Consider the following 18,223-nt stretch of genomic DNA (forward strand, 5'->3'; position numbering starts at 1 on the left):
AACTAAAACCAAGCTTCTGGAATTATAATTATATCGCCTGGGAGTATGTCTACGTTCTGTTGAATATCGCCGGTTCTGATTAGATCGTCGATACTTAGCGCAAAAGTTGACTGTTGTCCGTTAACAACTCTGACTAGCTTTGCGTTATTTCCATCAGCAAATTCGGTTAAACCACCTACCGCTATCATAAGATCCAAAAGTGTCATATGTTCGGTGTAGCTAACAGCACTAGGGTTAGTAGCTTCTCCAATAACCCTCACTTGTTCGCTCAATGGACCTGAAAAGTTGTTAACGCTTACGGTTACTCGTGGGCTATTAATGAAAACAGAAAGTTGCTCCTCAATTTGACGAGCAAGCATAGAAGGCGTGCGTCCAGCCACATCTATGTCTTCGACAAGTGATGTTGTTACTTTTCCATCTGGCCTAACTATAAATTGACCAGAGACTTCAGGGTTTCGCCAAACAAATATCGTCAACGAATCTCCAGGACCTATCAAATATTGATAATCATTAACATCTGTTGTTAACGACGCTCTCGTTGTGGCCTGAGGAAGGGTTGCGGTGTTTGAGCATCCCGCTAGTGTTGTTATGGCAAATAAAAGAGCATACCTTTTAGGTGTGCGTTTAAACAAAAACATAAGAGATCATCCTACACTCATTATGGTTGATTATAGCATTCGTTGTTTACCCTACGGGAAATCTCACTATAATGCCAACAAGAATTCTAGTCTATTAGAATAAATCCCTTTATGATGGGTTTACTTTGAAGTGTTAAGGGGCCAAGGGGTGGCAGTAAATAAGCGGAATCAAAATAAACGCTCTAATATTCTTGTATTAACAGAGGCGTTGCTCATAGCTTATATGGGATATATTACGTACTTTATCCTTACGCAAGTTGGGCTTATATCAAAAGTTCCTCCAGAAAAGTTAATTATCAATGTAGGGCTACTTACCGTATCGGTATTGTTGTGCTCATTGTCAGTAGGTCTTTACGAAGCCAAACTCAGAGAAACCTTTCGCGGAATTATTAGACGGATATTTGTCAGTGTTGGGTTGAGTTACTTTCTTGTCGAGATAGTAAGTAGAGCATTATTCGATAAACTGGTTATGGACGCTTACTTTTTACCTGCTGCCGTATTCTCCATTATCATTACGCTTGTCATTTTCCGCTATTTTACCAATCGTTTAGGGCTATTAGGGCTTGGGAAGGTTCGTATTGTGGTGCTAGGAGCGGGTGAAAGAGCGTCGATAATTGAAAAGCGCATGCGAAGAGACGTCGATAGGATTGGTTTTGAAATGGTTGGGTTCGTGCCAATTCCTGGCGATAACCGAGAAGATGGCATTCGCAGAGAAAAAATTGTTCACATCAAAGTAGACGAAAATTTCCAGCAATTTATCAACGATAACGATATTGAAGAAATCGTCATCGCTTGTGACCAGCGTCGCGGCACACTGCCTGTTGAAGTCCTTTTTGAATGTCGCCTCCGTGGTATAGAGGTTACAGAATTACTTGATTTCATGGAAAGAGAAACTGGCCAAATTGTCGTTAACCTGATGTACCCAAGTTGGGTTATCTACTCCAACGGTTTCCAAAGCCAAAACTACTTGAGAGATGCGCTTGATTATAGTCTCAATGTATTAGTGGCGGCATGTGTATTGGCTTTTGTTTGGCCTATCATGTTAACAACGGCACTAATTATATATTTAGATGATGGCCGTCGAACTGGTGTGTCGGTTTTTTACGCCCAGGAAAGGGTTGGCCTCAATGGTCAATTATTTAAAATTCTCAAATTTCGTAGTATGCGCCCTGATGCCGAAAAAGATGGTGCTAAGTGGGCGAGTAAAAACGATGATCGCGTGACTCGTATTGGGCATTTTATAAGAAAGTATAGAATAGATGAATTACCTCAGTTGCTAAATGTATTCAAGGGTGAAATGTCTTTCATTGGCCCCCGCCCCGAAAGGCCTCAATTTGTTGAGCAGCTAGTTAAAGAAGTTCCTTATTATAATCAGCGTCACAATGTAAAGCCTGGGTTGGCTGGGTGGGCACAGCTAAATTATCCTTACGGCGCGAGTGTAGAAGACTCTATGGAAAAACTAAAATTTGATCTTTACTATGTTAAACATCAGAGTTTATTGCTGGATATTTTAATATTAATAAGAACTGTAGAGGTGGTTTTATTTGGTAAAGGCCGATAGAACCACTAACAAAACAGCAGTAAAGGGAATGTTGCGGCATGAGGAACGTCTTTAGTAAATTGAAACATTTCTGGGTACTTTTATTACTTGTGGTAACCTGGTTATTGTTCAATTATCCTATAATGGAGACAATTTGGGATCATGGATTCGATGACGGTACCTACTCTCATTCTTTTCTTGTTCCATTTATAGTTATCTATTTAATGTATATTCTGGAAGTTGAACAGCGGGTTTCTTTTCGTAGTTCGGTAAGTTGGTACTGGAGTGGTGTTCTTTTAAGTTCTGGTATTGCCCTGTGGATTGCAACTTGGTCCCAAATTAGCCTTTTATATTGGCTCATGTCTCTCATAGTCCTTATTACTCTAATTTTTCAAGTTTTTAAATTTAATATATCTACTCTATTTCCTGTAGCCTATCTTATTTTTATTTTCCCTTTCTGGGGTTCGCTAGCGATAGTTTTCCAAAATATATCGGTATTCATGGTAACGCTGCTAATGTCTTTTACAGATATACCAGTGTATGTTGAAAACGAGTTTGTAAATATTCCATCAGGAATTTTTGAGATAGCAGAAGGTTGTAGTGGTCTACGCTATATAATTGTAGCACTCGCAATCAGTAGCCTTTATGTATTTTTATATTTGCGAACCGCAAAGTCAGCAATCATCTTTACCGGCTTTGCTCTGTTAGGGGCCTTAGTAACCAATTGGGTCCGTATCCTACTCCTCATTATTATTGGGCATGTGACGGAGATGGAAAGCTCACTGATGACAGATCATAATAACTTTGGTTGGTACATATATATTCCGGTAGCACTCGCTCAATTCTATTTGGGCAGTAAATTAGAGTCTTTAGAAGCTAAATCTGCTATTAAATCGAATTCCACTGATAAAGAAATCAAGCCCAGTCGGTACTCTAAATCGGCTCTGTATTCAGGGCTAATAATTGTAGGTGTATTTTCTTCAGCAACTGCGATTAGTCTAATACATGAGGAAAAAACAGATAAGTGTGATAACGAGTCCACGGAATTGAGGCCCGAAATAGCTGAATACTTAACAGTTTGCAATAGTTCCAATGAAGATGTCGTAAGATTAATCTACTTTTTTAACGGAAAGGATTTGGATAGTAAAGCAAGCTATTTTTTAAATGATATGCACCCAAGCGACTTTCACCTAATCGAGCAACATAGTAATGACGCCTGGAACGTTGAGGAATTGGCGGGGCGAAGGGGCGCTTTGTATCTATTGGCCTACAGATACAAATTCAAATCTAACTACTATTTGAATTTTACCGAGTTGAAGAAAGCTAGATTAATGGGGGCGTTATTAGGAGAAACTAATGTTGAAATTCAGTGGCGCTTTACTAAGTGTGAACAGAGTTGTGAACTCGAAGATATAGAGCGAGTGACAATGTGAATCATTCACAGAGTATGTATGTAATAGAAAATCTAGAAGAATTAAAAAAATTTAAAAAAAATTGGTTGTCTCTTTATTCAAAAGCTCATGTGAAGAATATTTTTAATAGCTATGAGTGGGTATCTATCTGGGCTGAAAACTATAAGAGACACATCGAGCAGCTTTTTATTATAACATTTGAGATACGCTCGGAGTTAGTCGCCATTATTCCCTTGTATATTAGGAAAGGTGATAAAAGTAAGCTGTGGTACGTGGGTAGCGGTGAACCCCTGGATGCTGAAAGTTGCAGTGAAGGGCACGATATTTTGTGCTTAACCGATGAAATTCGCCCAAATATTAGTCTACTCCGTGCGGTGTTTAGTGAATATAAAATAAAAAATATTATGCTGACTAATATTCGTCAACATAGCCTGCTATTAAAATGGATAGAATTGGAAAGGTTCAAATTTATCAAGAATAAAATTGGTTTTCGATTCTATAGTCCAACGCTTCCACACGATGATAAGCTAGCGAAAAAAACAGTAAGAGGAAGAAGAAACGCAGATAAGCTTAATTTGGTAATTAGACGTGTTGAAACTGTTGGCGATTTAGAAAAAGTTTTTCCCAGTTTAGTTAGGTTAAACAGTGAGCGTTGGAAAGAAAAGGGCGATAAAGCTATCTTTGAAAACCACACGTTTCGCCATTTTCACTACTCGCTCACTCGTGCACTGTTAATATCTGATAAATTATCAATGGTATTGATCGAAGATAAAGATGAAATTATAGCGGTTAATTATTCTATAATATCCGGTGAGGATCTTATTTTCTATCAAAATGGTGTCAATATAAAATACAAACCAAATATTTCGCCAGGGTTAATATTGCACCATTACCAATATTGTATTGCCCAGTCAATGAAGCTAGATTCGTACGACTTTATGACATCTGCTGACCCGAATAACTATAAGAAAAATATAACTAGCCATTCAGAGATTATTTACGAATTGGATGTTTTTCTCAATATTAATAGCTATGCGTTGTCTAAAGCAAAAAGTTTGAGTAAACACTTTTTTAAAAGAATTATAAGTGCATGATGTCAGAATTAAAAAATAACAAGAATTCTAGCAGCCAACCAAACATGTCCTCAGCTCCCTTTGGCTTTTTCTTATTGTGTATTTATACCGCACTGGTGTTAATTAGACCTCATGAGTGGCCTATTTTTGATATACAGTTCCCCATTTTACGAATTATATTAGTATTAACATTCTTTACTTATTTAATCACTCTAAGGCCTAAAGCTTGGAACACACAGTGTACCCTATTGATACTGTTGTTTCTTTCGATGTTGCTTTCAGAGGCAAGAGCTTTTAGGTTTTTCTCAGATTTAGGCCCAGTTATCGATTGGATAAATTCTAATATTATCCCGTTTATAGTTTACTTGGGTTTTCTAACTACTTTAAAACGGCAAAAGACAATATTGATTATTTCTATACTTTCTTGCGTTGTGTTTACACTGCATTCCTACGTACAGGTAACTAGTCTTCTAGGTGAGGGGTGGGCGGAGACAGTTATTACTCGATATGACGGTCCAGAGCCAATAATTCAGGCACGGTACATTGGTATATTTAACGACCCAAACGATATGGGTATGTTTCTAGTAATGAATATTCCCATTGTTTTGTTTTTCATGTTTTCTACGACAAGTTCTATGAAGAAATTATTTTGGGGGGGGATAATTGTTTGGATGCTGCTCGGAATATATTGGACGGGGAGCCGTGGTTCTTTAGTAGGATTATTGGCGGTTATGGCTGCCATTTTTTATTTCAAATACGGAAAAGTAAAGTCTATTATAGTCGGATTAATTTCACTACCTATGATCACAATAGGACTCAGCTCATTTAGGACTATCGGTAAGGATGACCAAAGTTCACTAGACCGTTTAACAGCGTGGTATCAAGGGATACAAATGTTTAAACATCGCCCTCTGTTTGGTTTTGGAAAAGAAAGGTTTCTTGAATACCACTCAAAAGTTGCGCACAATAGTTATGTAACTGTAATGGCCGAACTGGGCGTGTTTGGTTACCTTTTGTGGATGTCATTCTTACTAATTACCTTTCTTCTGCTAGTTAAGATTGTGAGGCTCAAAAAGCCTAATGATTTGACTAACAGTGTGATCTGTAATGAAGAAATTGTTTTAGCAAAATACTTATTTATATCACTAATTGGATATTGCTCAACAGCATTTTTTATTAGTCGAAGCTATATTATGTTCTTTTATATGTTCGCCGCCATGGCAGCTGCAAGCTATATTCGTATTGGACAATATGAGCCAGAAAAAATTAAAGCTTTATCAGGTAGCGATATTGGAAAAGTTTTCATATTGAGCGCAATAAGTCTAATTTTACTATACGTATTGATAACTGTTTTGCTCAACTTGTAATATATTGCTAATATTAATCATGTTCAAAGAGAACATGCTTAAATAAGGTGTAATATAAGGGTTTGATTTTAAAAGTTCGCAATAAGCTTGTTTTCGATAGCAGCTGCCTTCAATACATGATAATTTAAAACATAATCTTCTGGCTGTTCGTTAGATAGCTTCTTAAAATTGCTCGAATAGTGATGAAATGGAACTTCTAAAAAGTTGTATAACTTCTTTAGTGTAATATCTAAATTTTCTATAAGATCTTCGTAATAAATAGTTATTACTCTTTCAGGAGGTAATGCTGTTATTTTTTTGCTGAAGCTACTTGATTCTGAAATGTCTTTTTTTAATTCATCCAGTACCTTTTCAATATCTAGTGAACCCTTGGGTTTACTCGTGTCGCCACTAGCCACTTCATTTGCATGTGCTATACCTGTTGATTCCATATACACTTTTGAAATAGCTCTATTTAAAAGATTCTTTCTTTTCAAGTGAATAATTTTGTCGGTGTTCTGACTTAAATATCCCCACAGTCCCCTATTTCTTTTTTCTTGAGAATACATTAGCTTAAACCCTGCCGAGCGACACTTGGGAGAACTTCGGGCCATTGAAAAAAGCTCGGTAAAGTATTCTTTATACAAATGCTCTTTTAGAAAGGTACGTTTAAGGAAAGAAGACGATTTTGCAAAGTGTTCAAAAAGCTTCATATCTGTACTTGCATATCTCGGGAAATCAGCATCTGGATTAATTCGAAATAACTCAGTATATGATTTTATGCTTTTGTGGCTATGGAGGATGTCGCATAGCCAAGTTGAACCCGTTCTCTGAGTGGTAAAAATGACATAACTTTGTATCTTGTTGTCAGACATAAATCTCCAAAGAATAACTCGGAATTTGAAAAACTTATATTAACATATTTGTGTGTACCAATGATTTGAATTCGTCGTCTTGCGGTGTATAAAATAAACAATAACAATAGTAATGCAGTTCTACTCTAGCTATACTCAACTTATCAGATGTATTTATTATCACCTTTGGGGCTTGCTCCGAAAGGGCGGGTTTAAAAATAGGACAATCATTGGATGACAGACCTAAACAAAACCAAAGCACTTTTCATTATTCCCGATGCTCCTTTCGATAACCTAAATTTAGGAGACATAGAATGTGGATATGTTCCTCTCTCTGGTACCCATTCAAGTTTTTTCTTGGTGGCGCATCGTCTTTCGTTTCTAGATAGCCTGAGTATTGGTCTCTTCATATTGTCAGGAAAAGAGATTAAATCCGACTCTATAACCTCCTTTAACTCACTCGAAGACGCCATTAGATGGAAAGGGACTGGTAAACTGATTCTTTGCACGTCAGATGATGAAAGCGCGTTAGAGAGAGTCAGCGCTTTTGATACTGACTTTTTTCTTTGGCTTCATGTTCATCTAAATCACAGGCTTATTGAGCAACTAGAGCGTTTTGTATTTCAAAAGCTTATATGTGTTTCAGATACAGTAAGACTAACTGGGTTACATAGCTTCAGAAGTAACGAACTTATTCGAATTTACAATCCTCTTAGTCCTCACTTTATAGCATCCCATAAAAATACTGTATCGAGTCGCGAAAGAAAGTCGATAGTTTTCTCAGGGTTTATAGGTGAAAACAAAGGAATACAACATCTTTTGTTACTTTGGCCCAAAATTAAGGAGTACAATAAAGAGTTTAAATTATACGTCGCAGGCTCTGGTAAGTTATACGACACAAACGCCAAGTTGGGTGAATTTGGCGTAGCAAGCGCTAAATTTGAAACTCTTTATTTGGTGCCGTTGATTGAAAAATTTGGCTCATTCGATAATGCTGATATTTATTTTCTCGGGTCGTTGAAGCCGCATGATTTAAGAGCACTTTACCAAAAATGCGCGATAGGCGTCGTGAATTTAAACCAGTGGGAGAGTACTGAAACTTTCTGTTGCACAGGTGTAGAGATGGTTGCCTCTGGTCTGCAGGTACTTTGTTTGAAACGTGGTGCGCTGCAAGAGACATTGGGTGTTTTTTCTTTAGTTAATTTAATTTGCGTAAATGATTTAGTTAATTTGCCAGAAATACTTGAGTCTATGAGTAATCAAGAAGTATCAGAAGCTACTAGGGCCAGAGATTTGCACTTGATTAAGAAGCGTTATGCTTTAAATACTATTTGTGAAGAATGGAGGCGTTTACTTCGAGGAGATGAGGTATTTGCACTTCAGGAGTGGAATTCATCGAAAGGTAAGCGATACTATACCGAAAGATTGTTTGGCCTCCTAAAGCTTTCTAGGCTGTACAGGTCAGTAATAAGGCTTTTGAAGCATTAACTTCTACTTGTTTTTTTCAAGCTATTTGTAACTAATTAGAGCTTATTCTGTACGTTATTTGGGAGAGGCTCCATATAATTTTCTACCTCTTAAGCATATTGATACAGGTTCTCTTCACGGCATGAGGAATAATTTGTAGAAAAGTTCTCTTTGAATAATAGCTTGGCTTTCTTTTATAAACAATGAAGAGACCAGTGATACCCATAGCGTGTTTTATTTTGAAATTCGTTAACGAAGTGAGTACCTCTTTCATCCCATCTTTTCGTTTAGTATCATCAGAATACACATCATACACTTTTGTATAGACCGCTAGTACCTTATGAAAAATGTCGCCACTCAATTCTTTAAGATAGCTCTTATCGGCATAATGTAAGTGGTTTAAAACTGGGACCGAAACGTTTACCGATAATTCTGCGAGTTGCTGTTGAATAAGGCCATAATGGTTTTGAGTTGATTCTCTTGAGTTAGTTACACTTACTTGGTTTTCATGATTATGATAGTTGTGAAGTACACAAGCAAGGTTTGTAATTTTTCCGCCGTGGCGAATAATATCTACCCAAAGAGCGTAATCTTCACAATGTTTATGTTTTTCAGAATAGGTTAGTGTGTATTTGGTTAAAAATGATTTTCGGATTATCGTCGAAGGGTGTGAGACTGGGGGGAAAAAGTATACCTCCGCCCTACAAATTTCGGGTGAGTGAGACATTGTTATTTGGTTGTGGGTGCTACCAAACGTTTTATAATCGCTTCCACAAACCACTACATCTGGATTAGCAACCATGTAATTTACTTGTTTTTCGATTCGGTTTAAGTTTGAAAAATCATCCGCGTCTTCCCTTACTAATAGCGAACCGGAAGCTTTACTAATAGCAAAATTTAGTGTGTCGATGAGCCCATGGTTCTTTCGCGTGAAAAGTTTGACCCTACTATCGGTTATCTTATACTCTTTAATCACACTCTCGGTTGAGTCTGTAGAACCATCGTTAATAATAATAATTTCAATATGTTGGTAAGTCTGATTTAGTAGGTTGTATAAGGTTCTACCCACCGTTTTCTCTGCGTTATATGCAGGAAGGAGCACACTAACTAACACAGTTTGATCTTTTCTCATAACTTCGCAACCGATCTATAATTTTCTAGAGTGCGTGAGGCCATTACTTCCGAAGTAAATTTCTGATGAAATATTCGCTTGCTATTATTACTAAGTTGCTCCCTAAAACTTGGGTTATCTAAGATTTCTTTCACTTTCTGAACAAGGGCTTCGTCGTCGTCGGGATTAATTAAAAGTCCTGTTTCTCTATCTGTCACTACTTCAGGAATACCACCTCCATACGTAGCGATACAGGGTAATCCATGCTGCATAGCTTCAATATAGATTAGTCCAAAAGACTCATATATTGAAGGGACTACAAAGGCAGTAGCTTCATTGTAATATAATAGTAGCTCGCGATCGCCCACGAACCCCAGAAAATTAACATTGGATTTAAAAGCGCCAAAGTTCTCTAAGAAATAATCTGTAAAGAGCATATCATTAGGTGCATGCGGTCTGTCTTTCCCTATTATATTAACGGTTAAGCGGGGGTAATACTCAACTAATTTGGGGATAGCTTTTAATAAAGTCAAAGTGCCTTTTCGATTTTCAAGTCGGCTCACGTAAAGTAAATTATGGCTGTTTTTGCCATCAGACTGTTTGGCGTTTTTATGGACATCGATCCCTAAAGGGATTATTTTAAACGCACTTAAATTGTAGTCATATTCCTTGGCTATAGTATTTGCATGAGCTTTCGTTGAGGAGACGAGAGAGTGCGAAAGCTTGCATGAATAGTTTTCCATCTTGCAAATCATTTTCTGTGGCAAAGATGCACTACTGAAATCCATTTTCAATGTTTCAAAAAACGGTGTATGTACTCTAACGACACACGGAAAACTTTTGTTGAATACCTGAAAAATAAAGCCAGGAGCTTCCCAATTGGGAAACTCAATGATGTCGAGTTGCTTAGCTTTAATAAGTGTATCGCAGATTTTCTTTACTTGAAGACTCCATCCTATACCAGGCAATAACCTTTCAAGTACAGGAAAGTAACTCGGCTTTTTTCTAATTATAGTGAGACCATTAGTGAGTTCTTCTTCTGTCTCATTTTCCATGGTTTTACAAACTACATAGACGTTATTACCTTTTAAGACTAGGGCTCTAGCTAAATTGCTAATGTAAGTGCCTATGCCACCGCCATCTTCAGGCGGAAAAGAGTCGCAAACTAAACAGATATTCATTTAAATCACTTATGTAACAAAATCGTTGAAAATTGGAGATTAAACTCGGCCTATATAAGACAGGTTCGCAGTTCCGGTGTCAATTGAAATAGGAATTTAAGAGCAAAAAGTGTATAGCTCAGTTCAACATTTATGATAAAGGCTATAAAGCATTGGCGTATTAATAAAAATAATATTTAGCTGAATTTTAACGTTAGACGAGTTATGTGCTGATTGTTAGTATATAAGGTGTTAAATATAGGTCGTTCAGCATGTAAACGGAGTTCTTTTGAAACAAGTTGTAGTTGGAATAATTACTTATAGGCGGCCGAGTTGGTTAGAAAGGCTTATAACCGAGCTTTTGAGGCAGCGAACAGATGGTTTCGTATATAGTATCCTTGTAGTAGATAACGCTGATGACCCCGAGACTCAATCTGTTATAGACTCCTTTCGTGCTGCAGACAATACCTCACCTATAATTTATAAAGTTGAACCCGAAAGAGGGATTGTCGCAGCTCGCAATCGTGTGGTTTCTGAGTTTCTAATGCTAAACGCGGACTTTCTCGTTTTCATCGACGATGATGAGTGGCCGGAACGTGACAACTGGCTGATAAGGCTCGTGAACAAAGCCTTAAGCTCCGAAGCTGATGTAGTAACAAGTCACGTTATCTCTGTAGATGAGAGTATGGGGAAAAACTGGGCAACAGAAATTCTGTACACATCCAACACTATTCAAGAAGGGCAAATTCTATCAACGTTTTACACTAATAACCTATTACTTTCAGGTACTTTGTTGAAAGATATGCATCCTTGTTTTGATGAAAGATTTGCTTTGACTGGCGCGAGTGATTATCACTTTTCTTTGAAGTGCCATAAACGTGGCTATAGTTGTATTTATACAGATGCGCCCGTCATCGAAGAGTTTCCAGACTCGAGAGCTAACCTAAAATGGTTTTGTCGTCGAGGTTTTCGTTCGGGGGTAGGCTATACACGCTCTCATTTGTTCGAGGAACCTTTAGCTATAGTGGTATTCAAATGCACCGCGCTATCCTTTATTCGTTTTATTAGGGGGGGGGGGTTGATCCTAAAATCTCTTTTTAATTTGGATAAAGCTACTTTTGTTGATGGCTTGTTTAGGATGTGCTCTAGCGTCGGAACTATTGCTGGCTTTTTGGGTATCAAACACAATGAATACCAACATACTCACGGAAAGTAACATTTTCGGGTTTTCGGTAGTAACATGGAACGAAAGACAGAGATGAAAGCTATGCAGCACTGTTATCGTGAGGATGTAGATGGTTTACGGGCGATTGCCGTAATATTGGTGATTCTGGCGCATTTTAAAGCACCTTTCTTTGAGGGAGGTTTTATTGGTGTTGACGTATTTTTTGTTATATCAGGTTTTGTTATTAGCAAACTTATTCTGACTCAGCGTTCAAACGAAACCTTCTCACTTACTAGTTTTTATATAAAACGCGTTAAACGATTAGCTCCTGCTCTTCTCGTAATGGTGTACCTAACGCTAATAGTGTTTGGGTTTATTTTATCTCCCTTGGATTTAATAAAATCGATTGAGGGAAGCTTATGGATAAGTGCTTATTTGGCTAACTTTTTTCATTGGCTAAATTATGGTGGTTACTTCTCAGAAAGTGCATCAAGTGCCCCCTTTCTTCACACATGGTCTCTAGCCATAGAAGAACAGTTTTATCTTCTTTGGCCTCTTTTGTTTCTCGCTCTACATAGAGAAGGCTCGCATAAACTACTTTTAGTCGTCGTTTCGCTATTCGTGGCGATTAGCGCCTTTGTTTCAGAGCTTTCGTTAAATTTTACCTTCGGAGCATCCTATTACTTACTCCCTACAAGAGCGTTTGAATTGGGAATAGGCTGCATAGTTGGCATTGTAGGTCCGAGAGTACTCCGTAACCGATTGTTAGCTGACTTTGTCTCTCTCGGTTCATTAACTGGTTTATTTGTATTTGCCGTTGTTTATGACGAAACAACGCGTTTTCCGGGGTTGAACGCACTGTACGTTTGCATCCTTACGGCAATATTTATCTCTCAGTATAACAATAAATCACTTGGTTATAGATTGTTGTGTTTACCTATATTTCAAAGTATCGGTAAAATGTCGTACTCCATTTACCTTTGGCACTGGCCTGTAATAACATGGGTCAATTATCGTTATGAGAACGTGGGGTTGTATTTAGTTTCCACTGCCACAGTATTAACTCTTCTATTGGGGTATCTATCTTGGAGATTTGTCGAGAATTCGGTTAGGCATAATAAGAAAATCTCTAACACGTTATCGATTTCCCTCTTTATTATTGCTCCACTGATATTTTCTATCGCTTTGTACCAATTATCTATAATCTCCAATGGTTTTCCACAGAGGTTTAGTGAAAGAGTAGAAATCCTTGAAAGCTCAAGAGTTATAAAATCAAATGAACTTAGAGGAAAGTGTCACTCAGCATTGAAATCGTATAATAGCCTACCCCGCGAGGACTGCCTAATCGGTGATAAAGACGGAGAGAAGCGTGGGTTGTTAATAGGCGATTCACATGCAAACCACTTAGTTGGTTTTATCGATGTGCTCGGAAAAAAAGCCAATATCTCCACCACTGATTATACGCTTGACCAATGCGTGCCTTTGTTTGGTCTTCAGTGGGGGACATCCTACTCACGCGCTCAAGCGTGTAAGATGAGAAATGAGTTAGCTGAAGAGTACATAATTGAGCATAAACCCGACGTTGTTTATATGGGAGGTAGTTGGCCAAACTTTGGATCAGAGTCAATTTTAATCGACGGGGTGATAATAGATGATGTTGACACTAAATATCAATATTTCAAGCAAAAGCTGCACGATACATTAAATAGTATTTTACAACATAGTTCGAAAGTTGTTTTATTCAAAGATACAGCGTTCTATTCACAAATAAAGCCGTCATGTCCGATAAAGAAAGCAATGTATTCATTATCCACGACGTGCGAAATACCATATTTAGAAAATGAAATGATGGCTGATATATTTAATGAAATAAGCGCAAAATTTAGTACACAGGAGCTGGAAATAATTGATACGAAAGAATTTTACTGTAATGGCGAGTTTTGTAATCTCGCTATTGAGAACACCCTAGTGTATATTGATGAGGATCACATAACATACGAAGCATCTAAGTTGTTTGGAACACTATATTTAAAGTCAAACTCACGATAGGCTTAATATGAAATGATAACTAGCATGATGTCTATAATTACGTTTTTTAGTAGCTTACTGGTGCTTTTATATCTAGTGGGTATGCACTTTCAACCAATTTCTGACCATCCTATAAGCTACTTTCTGGAGTACGTTCCAGATTATATTTTAGTAATATTAGCTGCTCCCATACTTTTTACAAAAATGCGCTTTAAATATTGGGTATTCTGTTTTTTTTTACTAATGATACTTATATCATCTCCTTTTCAGTTGAACTTATTAAAGGGTAGTGAAGAAAGCCTAAAATACGACACATTGAATATTGCCTCGTTTAACGTTGCTCAACGAGTCGATGAGGCCGTGTTATACGCTTGGTTCAGGCATCACGACATAGATATCTTATTCATTCAGGAAGCAAGGGATAAGCAATTAGATGCTGCGGAAGAAAACGACTTATACTCGTCTTGTAAGCCACGCTTATGTGTTTTGTCTAAATATCCGATAGAAGATTACGAAACGATAGATAGACGAGCACTAGAGGAGTGGGGGCTTTTTGCTTCACTGCACTCAATCTTGGTTGGGAAGAAAAAGGTATTTCTTATGAATACTCATTTTGCTTCAATATCTAATTTTGGTTTTGAATTCTCTTCTTTGAATGGTTTCTTATCTAAAATGATACTATTCAAGGAGTCGAAAGCAATTGAATTTGGGTTGGTAAAATCAATGCTTTCCAGCTTCGTTTATGATGAGCACTTCATTATCGCCGGTGACTTTAATATTACAGATAGAAATCCTCAATATAAAAAGTATTGGGGAAATTTTGAGAATCTATTTCGTGAAGTAGGCTTTGGATACGGCTCAACTCGAATCCACCCTTGGCTTTCCCCTAGAATAGACCATGTGCTCATTAGCAATAAGCTAAAGGCTAACAAGGCCTTAGTTGGTAACGATTTAGGAAGCGATCACCTTCCTATCTTAGGAAATATTAGCTTGTTGGATGAATAACTATATGACTAAACTTAATTGTAAAGTGTACGTCGATACCAACTCTAACCACCTACAGCAAGTTTATACTGGGCTTGCGATGCTTCACCGGCAAGAAAAAATTAATCTCAAACTAGTATTTGATAAAAGTGTCAGCACATGTACAGTTCCGTTTAGTGTTCAAAGTAACATTTTAAATATAAATATTGAGGGAAAAAGAATCTGTTTTGATATGTCTGACGGGACTGAGTTGAGTGATAGTGCTTTGAAAAGAAGTGATGTTTACTTCAAGCGAAGTTTTAACTCTAGTTTTGTAGACCCTGCAATCGCGTCTAAGGTGATGCCATATGGTCTAAATTATCTCGTTTATCCAAACGGATTCGATATTTTTGGATTTAGACGATGTGTTAAATTCTATAAAACGCCTAACTGGTTTAAAGAAGTCATCAAACAAGCGGATTTTATAGGAAAAATGCACTATAAAGTTTCATGTTCAGCTCTTAGCGCTTCCCCAGTATTAAGAACAGATCCCAAGACACTTTTTTTAGCCAGGTTATGGGATATAAATGCAGACAGTTATTTCGCCGTCGATGAACAGCATAGCCAACAAAGGAGAGGAATCAATGAGCAGCGGGCTAAATGTATATCCCTGCTCAAAAAAGAGCTGGGAAATCGTTTTACTGGGGGGCTGCTAGCCACTGAATTTGCTTTATCCCAACATCCTGAGTTAGTGGTGAAAGACGCTAGGTTAACTTCTAAACACAACTATATCACAACCCTAAAGGCACACGATATATGTGTAGCCTCAACGGGCTTACATGATTCAATAGGTTGGAAGTTTGGAGAATATATTGCAACATCAAAGGCTATAGTTGCCGAACGAAATGATAATGTTATCCCCCAACTAGAAACGAATAAGCACTTTTTGGAATTTAGCTCCGCGGAACAGTGCGTTGAACAAGTTTTATTCTTGTACCAGAATGAAGATTATAGATTTCAAATGATGCGTGATAATCAACGCTACTATGAGTCGTCATTAAGGCCAGATCGTTTGCTTTTAAACTGCTTCGAGAGGGCGCTTTGATCAATTCAAGTTCAGTAAGAGCTACTGGCGTTAACGCGGTAGCATTAGGTTTTAAAAGCTTTAAAGTAAATTTTTTGACAACGAGGTAACAAGATTGAGTCTAGGAAATACAGCTAAAAAGGGCCTGAAAGTCGGTTTAAGTTTGGGCGTTTTTGGCCAATTATTATCATGGATTTCAACGTTATTCGTCGTAAGAATTTTGTACCCCGAAGATTTTGCTTTTTTGGCAATTAGTGAGATGGTCGTTGGGTTTGCTTTAATGTTATCTAAGCTTGGCTTTTTTGGGGCATTAATTCGCAAGAAAGAATTGTCAGATGGAGATCTGAACGCCATTTTCTCTTTGCTAATGCTCATCAGTTGCTCTCTCTATCTTTTATTGTTTATTTTCTCTGATACATTGGAAGCGCTACTCGATAAACCTGGAGTGGGGGAGCTTATACTGGTTAACGGAATTCTAATTCTTATATCTCCATTTCAATTAATATATTTGGTGTTGCTAAATAGAGAGATGAATTTTACGCTAATCGCTAAAATACAAGTTTTTATTACTATTATTCAGTCCTTAGTAAATTTAGTATTAGCGTACTATGGCTTCGGATATTGGTCGATTATATATTCTTTATTGTTCTCGCAAATATTGACACTACTATTATTTCGCCAAGTATGTCGGAAATACTTGAGACTCAGTTTAGACTTTAAGAAAACTAAAGATATTTGGGAGGATGTAAATAGCAGCTTTTTTACTGCCGTTATTTGGGACGTTAATTCTAGATTAGACGTTTTCTTTATCCAATCTTTTTATGCTTCTAGTATTTTAGGTTTTTATAGAATGTCTAAAACGATCTCTGAAAAGCCTGTAAGTCTTGTTTCAAAAGTTGTTCAAAGCATAACGCTAGCTACATTTTCGAAAGTGGCGTCTGATAAATTATTATTAGCAAAATACATCAAAGACTCTGTGTTTTTTGCGGTTTTTATATCAGCGCCTCTTTTTGTTGGATTGTCGATGACGGCAGAAAATTTTGTTCCTCTCATATTGGGGGCGAAATGGATTCCAGCTATTGATATTGTAAAAGTTCTCTGTCTAATGCAGGTAGTGAACTCATTAAAAGAAATTAGCGGGATAGGTTTGTTTGCTGCCGGAAATGGTAAGAGAAAAGTTGTTCAAGCGGCTTTAGCGTTAGGTATCACCGCCACCGCTTGGTTGATTGGCGGCCAGTTCTCAATCACAATTGCGCTTCTCTTGGTATTCATAGGAGAATCAATTTGGTACGTCTTACACGTGCAAGACTCAAAACGATACCTTGAACTAGGAGGCTTTTTTCGAGAGTTTAAAGCACCAGCAGTATCAACTGGCGTGATGGCCATTGCAATATTTTCTGTTGATAAACTTCTAGGTTTGGAATCAAACATAATAGAGTTAATTTGTAAAATTATTACAGGCGTTCTTACTTATTTCGTTACTTTAAAGCTATTTGAAAATAGTGCTTTTATGAAGTTCAAAAAACAACTGTTAAAATAAGGCTAAATAATATCCATAACTTTTGAATAAAACGTGTTATTCAAGTTTCTACAATAGTCTATCGCATTTTCGTGAACCTTAGCGCTTTGTAAGAGACTGTCTATCTCGCTTTCTTTACCCATGGGTGTTTCAAAAGGAAACAGTTCAAATTTAGATGAAAAAGGGATGCACACAACTTTTTTACCCATTAGTATGGACCAGTACATACCGTGATAACTATTAGTAATAACGTAATTAGCACTTCCCAAGAATTCAATGATTTTTGAAAAATCTTTCTGGTCATTCCTCATTCTTGGAATGTCAGATTCAATTTTCACAGGGATGTGCTCATGTTCGAATATTACGACATCATTAACAATATTATGCTTTCTTTCTAATTCTGGATGCATACAGCTTACACACGGCAAAAAATCATAATTATCTAGTTTGTCTCTGACACCATAAAGTGAAGATTTATCTAGAAAGCTTTTTGTAGAAGTGTATATTCTTTTTACATTATCGTCGTCGTGCTTATTGTGACCCACCCCCCAATAGATGATGCTATTTACTTTTAATTTGTTTAGCTTTTGGATGCTCTCTTCAAAGAATTCATTATCAAGAAGTCCGCCTCCACCAATAATAATATTTGTAGTGAGTGGGAGAAGTCTCATACCTTTTGAGATTAACTCGATTTTGTTAATGTGATCATGTATATCTAATACTAACGTCTTTTGATTAAAGTTATAGTAGTGAAGAGGAGAAGAAAGGAGATCCCCGATGTTTTTAACATTGCTTCTATGAGCATTAATAATCATAATTTTTCTCTCTAAAGGTTTTAGTTTGCAAAATCCGGAAAGTCAGAA

At 37.2% G+C, this 18,223-nt stretch carries 15 protein-coding genes; 10 read left to right on the forward strand and 5 right to left on the reverse strand.

Features of this window, described 5'->3' with window-relative positions; all coding sequences use genetic code 11:
• Positions 1-2 precede the first annotated feature (2 nt).
• Positions 3-638, reverse strand: coding sequence for an XrtA/PEP-CTERM system exopolysaccharide export protein (locus AMBT_RS03505; RefSeq protein ID WP_013783205.1), 636 nt, complete (start codon positions 636-638; stop codon positions 3-5).
• Positions 639-786: 148 nt separating this feature from the next.
• Here AMBT_RS03505 and AMBT_RS03510 point away from each other — a divergent pair, with 148 nt between their 5' ends.
• From AMBT_RS03510 to AMBT_RS03525, 4 genes are read left to right on the forward strand one after another with little or no spacing between them, the layout of a single operon-like run.
• Complete coding sequence (locus AMBT_RS03510; RefSeq protein WP_013783206.1) at positions 787-2,199, forward strand: TIGR03013 family XrtA/PEP-CTERM system glycosyltransferase; 1,413 nt, start codon at positions 787-789, stop codon at positions 2,197-2,199.
• Between the two features lie 59 nt (positions 2,200-2,258).
• Positions 2,259-3,611, forward strand: coding sequence for an exosortase (gene xrt, locus AMBT_RS03515; protein WP_158306760.1), 1,353 nt, complete (start codon positions 2,259-2,261; stop codon positions 3,609-3,611).
• On the forward strand, positions 3,608-4,684 hold the full coding sequence (locus AMBT_RS03520; protein WP_013783208.1) for a GNAT family N-acetyltransferase: 1,077 nt from the start codon (positions 3,608-3,610) through the stop codon (positions 4,682-4,684). The genes xrt and AMBT_RS03520 overlap by 4 nt, the downstream gene beginning before the upstream one ends.
• Positions 4,681-6,030, forward strand: a complete 1,350-nt coding sequence (locus AMBT_RS03525; protein ID WP_013783209.1) for an O-antigen ligase family protein — start codon at positions 4,681-4,683, stop codon at positions 6,028-6,030. Before AMBT_RS03520 ends, AMBT_RS03525 begins: the two co-directional genes overlap by 4 nt.
• A gap of 68 nt (positions 6,031-6,098) precedes the next feature.
• Here the strand turns inward: AMBT_RS03525 and AMBT_RS03530 are convergent, their stop codons facing one another.
• The gene (locus tag AMBT_RS03530; protein WP_083820129.1) at positions 6,099-6,884 is read right to left on the reverse strand and encodes a sulfotransferase family protein; all 786 of its coding nucleotides are present in this window, start codon (positions 6,882-6,884) and stop codon (positions 6,099-6,101) included.
• Positions 6,885-7,097: 213 nt separating this feature from the next.
• Between AMBT_RS03530 and AMBT_RS03535 the strand changes: the two genes are divergently transcribed.
• Positions 7,098-8,351 carry a glycosyltransferase gene (locus tag AMBT_RS03535; RefSeq protein WP_013783211.1) on the forward strand — a complete coding sequence of 418 codons (1,254 nt, stop codon included), beginning with the start codon at positions 7,098-7,100 and terminating at the stop codon, positions 8,349-8,351.
• An 82-nt stretch (positions 8,352-8,433) separates the two neighbouring features.
• On the opposite strand, the gene AMBT_RS03540 is transcribed toward AMBT_RS03535, so the two are convergent.
• Both AMBT_RS03540 and AMBT_RS03545 read right to left on the reverse strand, forming a co-directional pair.
• Positions 8,434-9,462: a glycosyltransferase family 2 protein gene (locus tag AMBT_RS03540; protein WP_013783212.1), complete on the reverse strand. Its 1,029-nt coding sequence runs from the start codon at positions 9,460-9,462 to the stop codon at positions 8,434-8,436.
• Positions 9,459-10,622, reverse strand: coding sequence for a glycosyltransferase family 4 protein (locus AMBT_RS03545; RefSeq protein ID WP_013783213.1), 1,164 nt, complete (start codon positions 10,620-10,622; stop codon positions 9,459-9,461). The genes AMBT_RS03540 and AMBT_RS03545 overlap by 4 nt, the downstream gene beginning before the upstream one ends.
• A gap of 268 nt (positions 10,623-10,890) precedes the next feature.
• Here AMBT_RS03545 and AMBT_RS03550 point away from each other — a divergent pair, with 268 nt between their 5' ends.
• From AMBT_RS03550 to AMBT_RS03570, 5 genes are all read left to right on the forward strand, one after another.
• The gene (locus tag AMBT_RS03550; protein ID WP_013783214.1) at positions 10,891-11,817 is read left to right on the forward strand and encodes a glycosyltransferase family 2 protein; all 927 of its coding nucleotides are present in this window, start codon (positions 10,891-10,893) and stop codon (positions 11,815-11,817) included.
• 24 nt (positions 11,818-11,841) lie between these two features.
• Positions 11,842-13,815, forward strand: coding sequence for an acyltransferase family protein (locus AMBT_RS03555; RefSeq protein WP_049791743.1), 1,974 nt, complete (start codon positions 11,842-11,844; stop codon positions 13,813-13,815).
• A 24-nt stretch (positions 13,816-13,839) separates the two neighbouring features.
• A complete protein-coding gene (locus AMBT_RS03560) occupies positions 13,840-14,799 on the forward strand; it encodes an endonuclease/exonuclease/phosphatase family protein (protein WP_158306761.1) in 960 nt (319 codons plus the stop codon).
• Positions 14,800-14,803: 4 nt separating this feature from the next.
• Positions 14,804-15,862, forward strand: coding sequence for a hypothetical protein (locus AMBT_RS03565; RefSeq protein WP_148259072.1), 1,059 nt, complete (start codon positions 14,804-14,806; stop codon positions 15,860-15,862).
• 94 nt (positions 15,863-15,956) lie between these two features.
• A complete protein-coding gene (locus tag AMBT_RS03570) occupies positions 15,957-17,381 on the forward strand; it encodes an oligosaccharide flippase family protein (RefSeq protein WP_013783218.1) in 1,425 nt (474 codons plus the stop codon).
• Positions 17,382-17,383: 2 nt separating this feature from the next.
• Here the strand turns inward: AMBT_RS03570 and AMBT_RS03575 are convergent, their stop codons facing one another.
• Positions 17,384-18,175, reverse strand: a complete 792-nt coding sequence (locus AMBT_RS03575) for a polysaccharide pyruvyl transferase family protein (protein ID WP_013783219.1) — start codon at positions 18,173-18,175, stop codon at positions 17,384-17,386.
• Positions 18,176-18,223: the final 48 nt, after the last annotated feature.

The sequence above is a fragment of the Alteromonas naphthalenivorans genome, from assembly GCF_000213655.1.
GTDB lineage: Bacteria > Pseudomonadota > Gammaproteobacteria > Enterobacterales > Alteromonadaceae > Alteromonas > Alteromonas naphthalenivorans.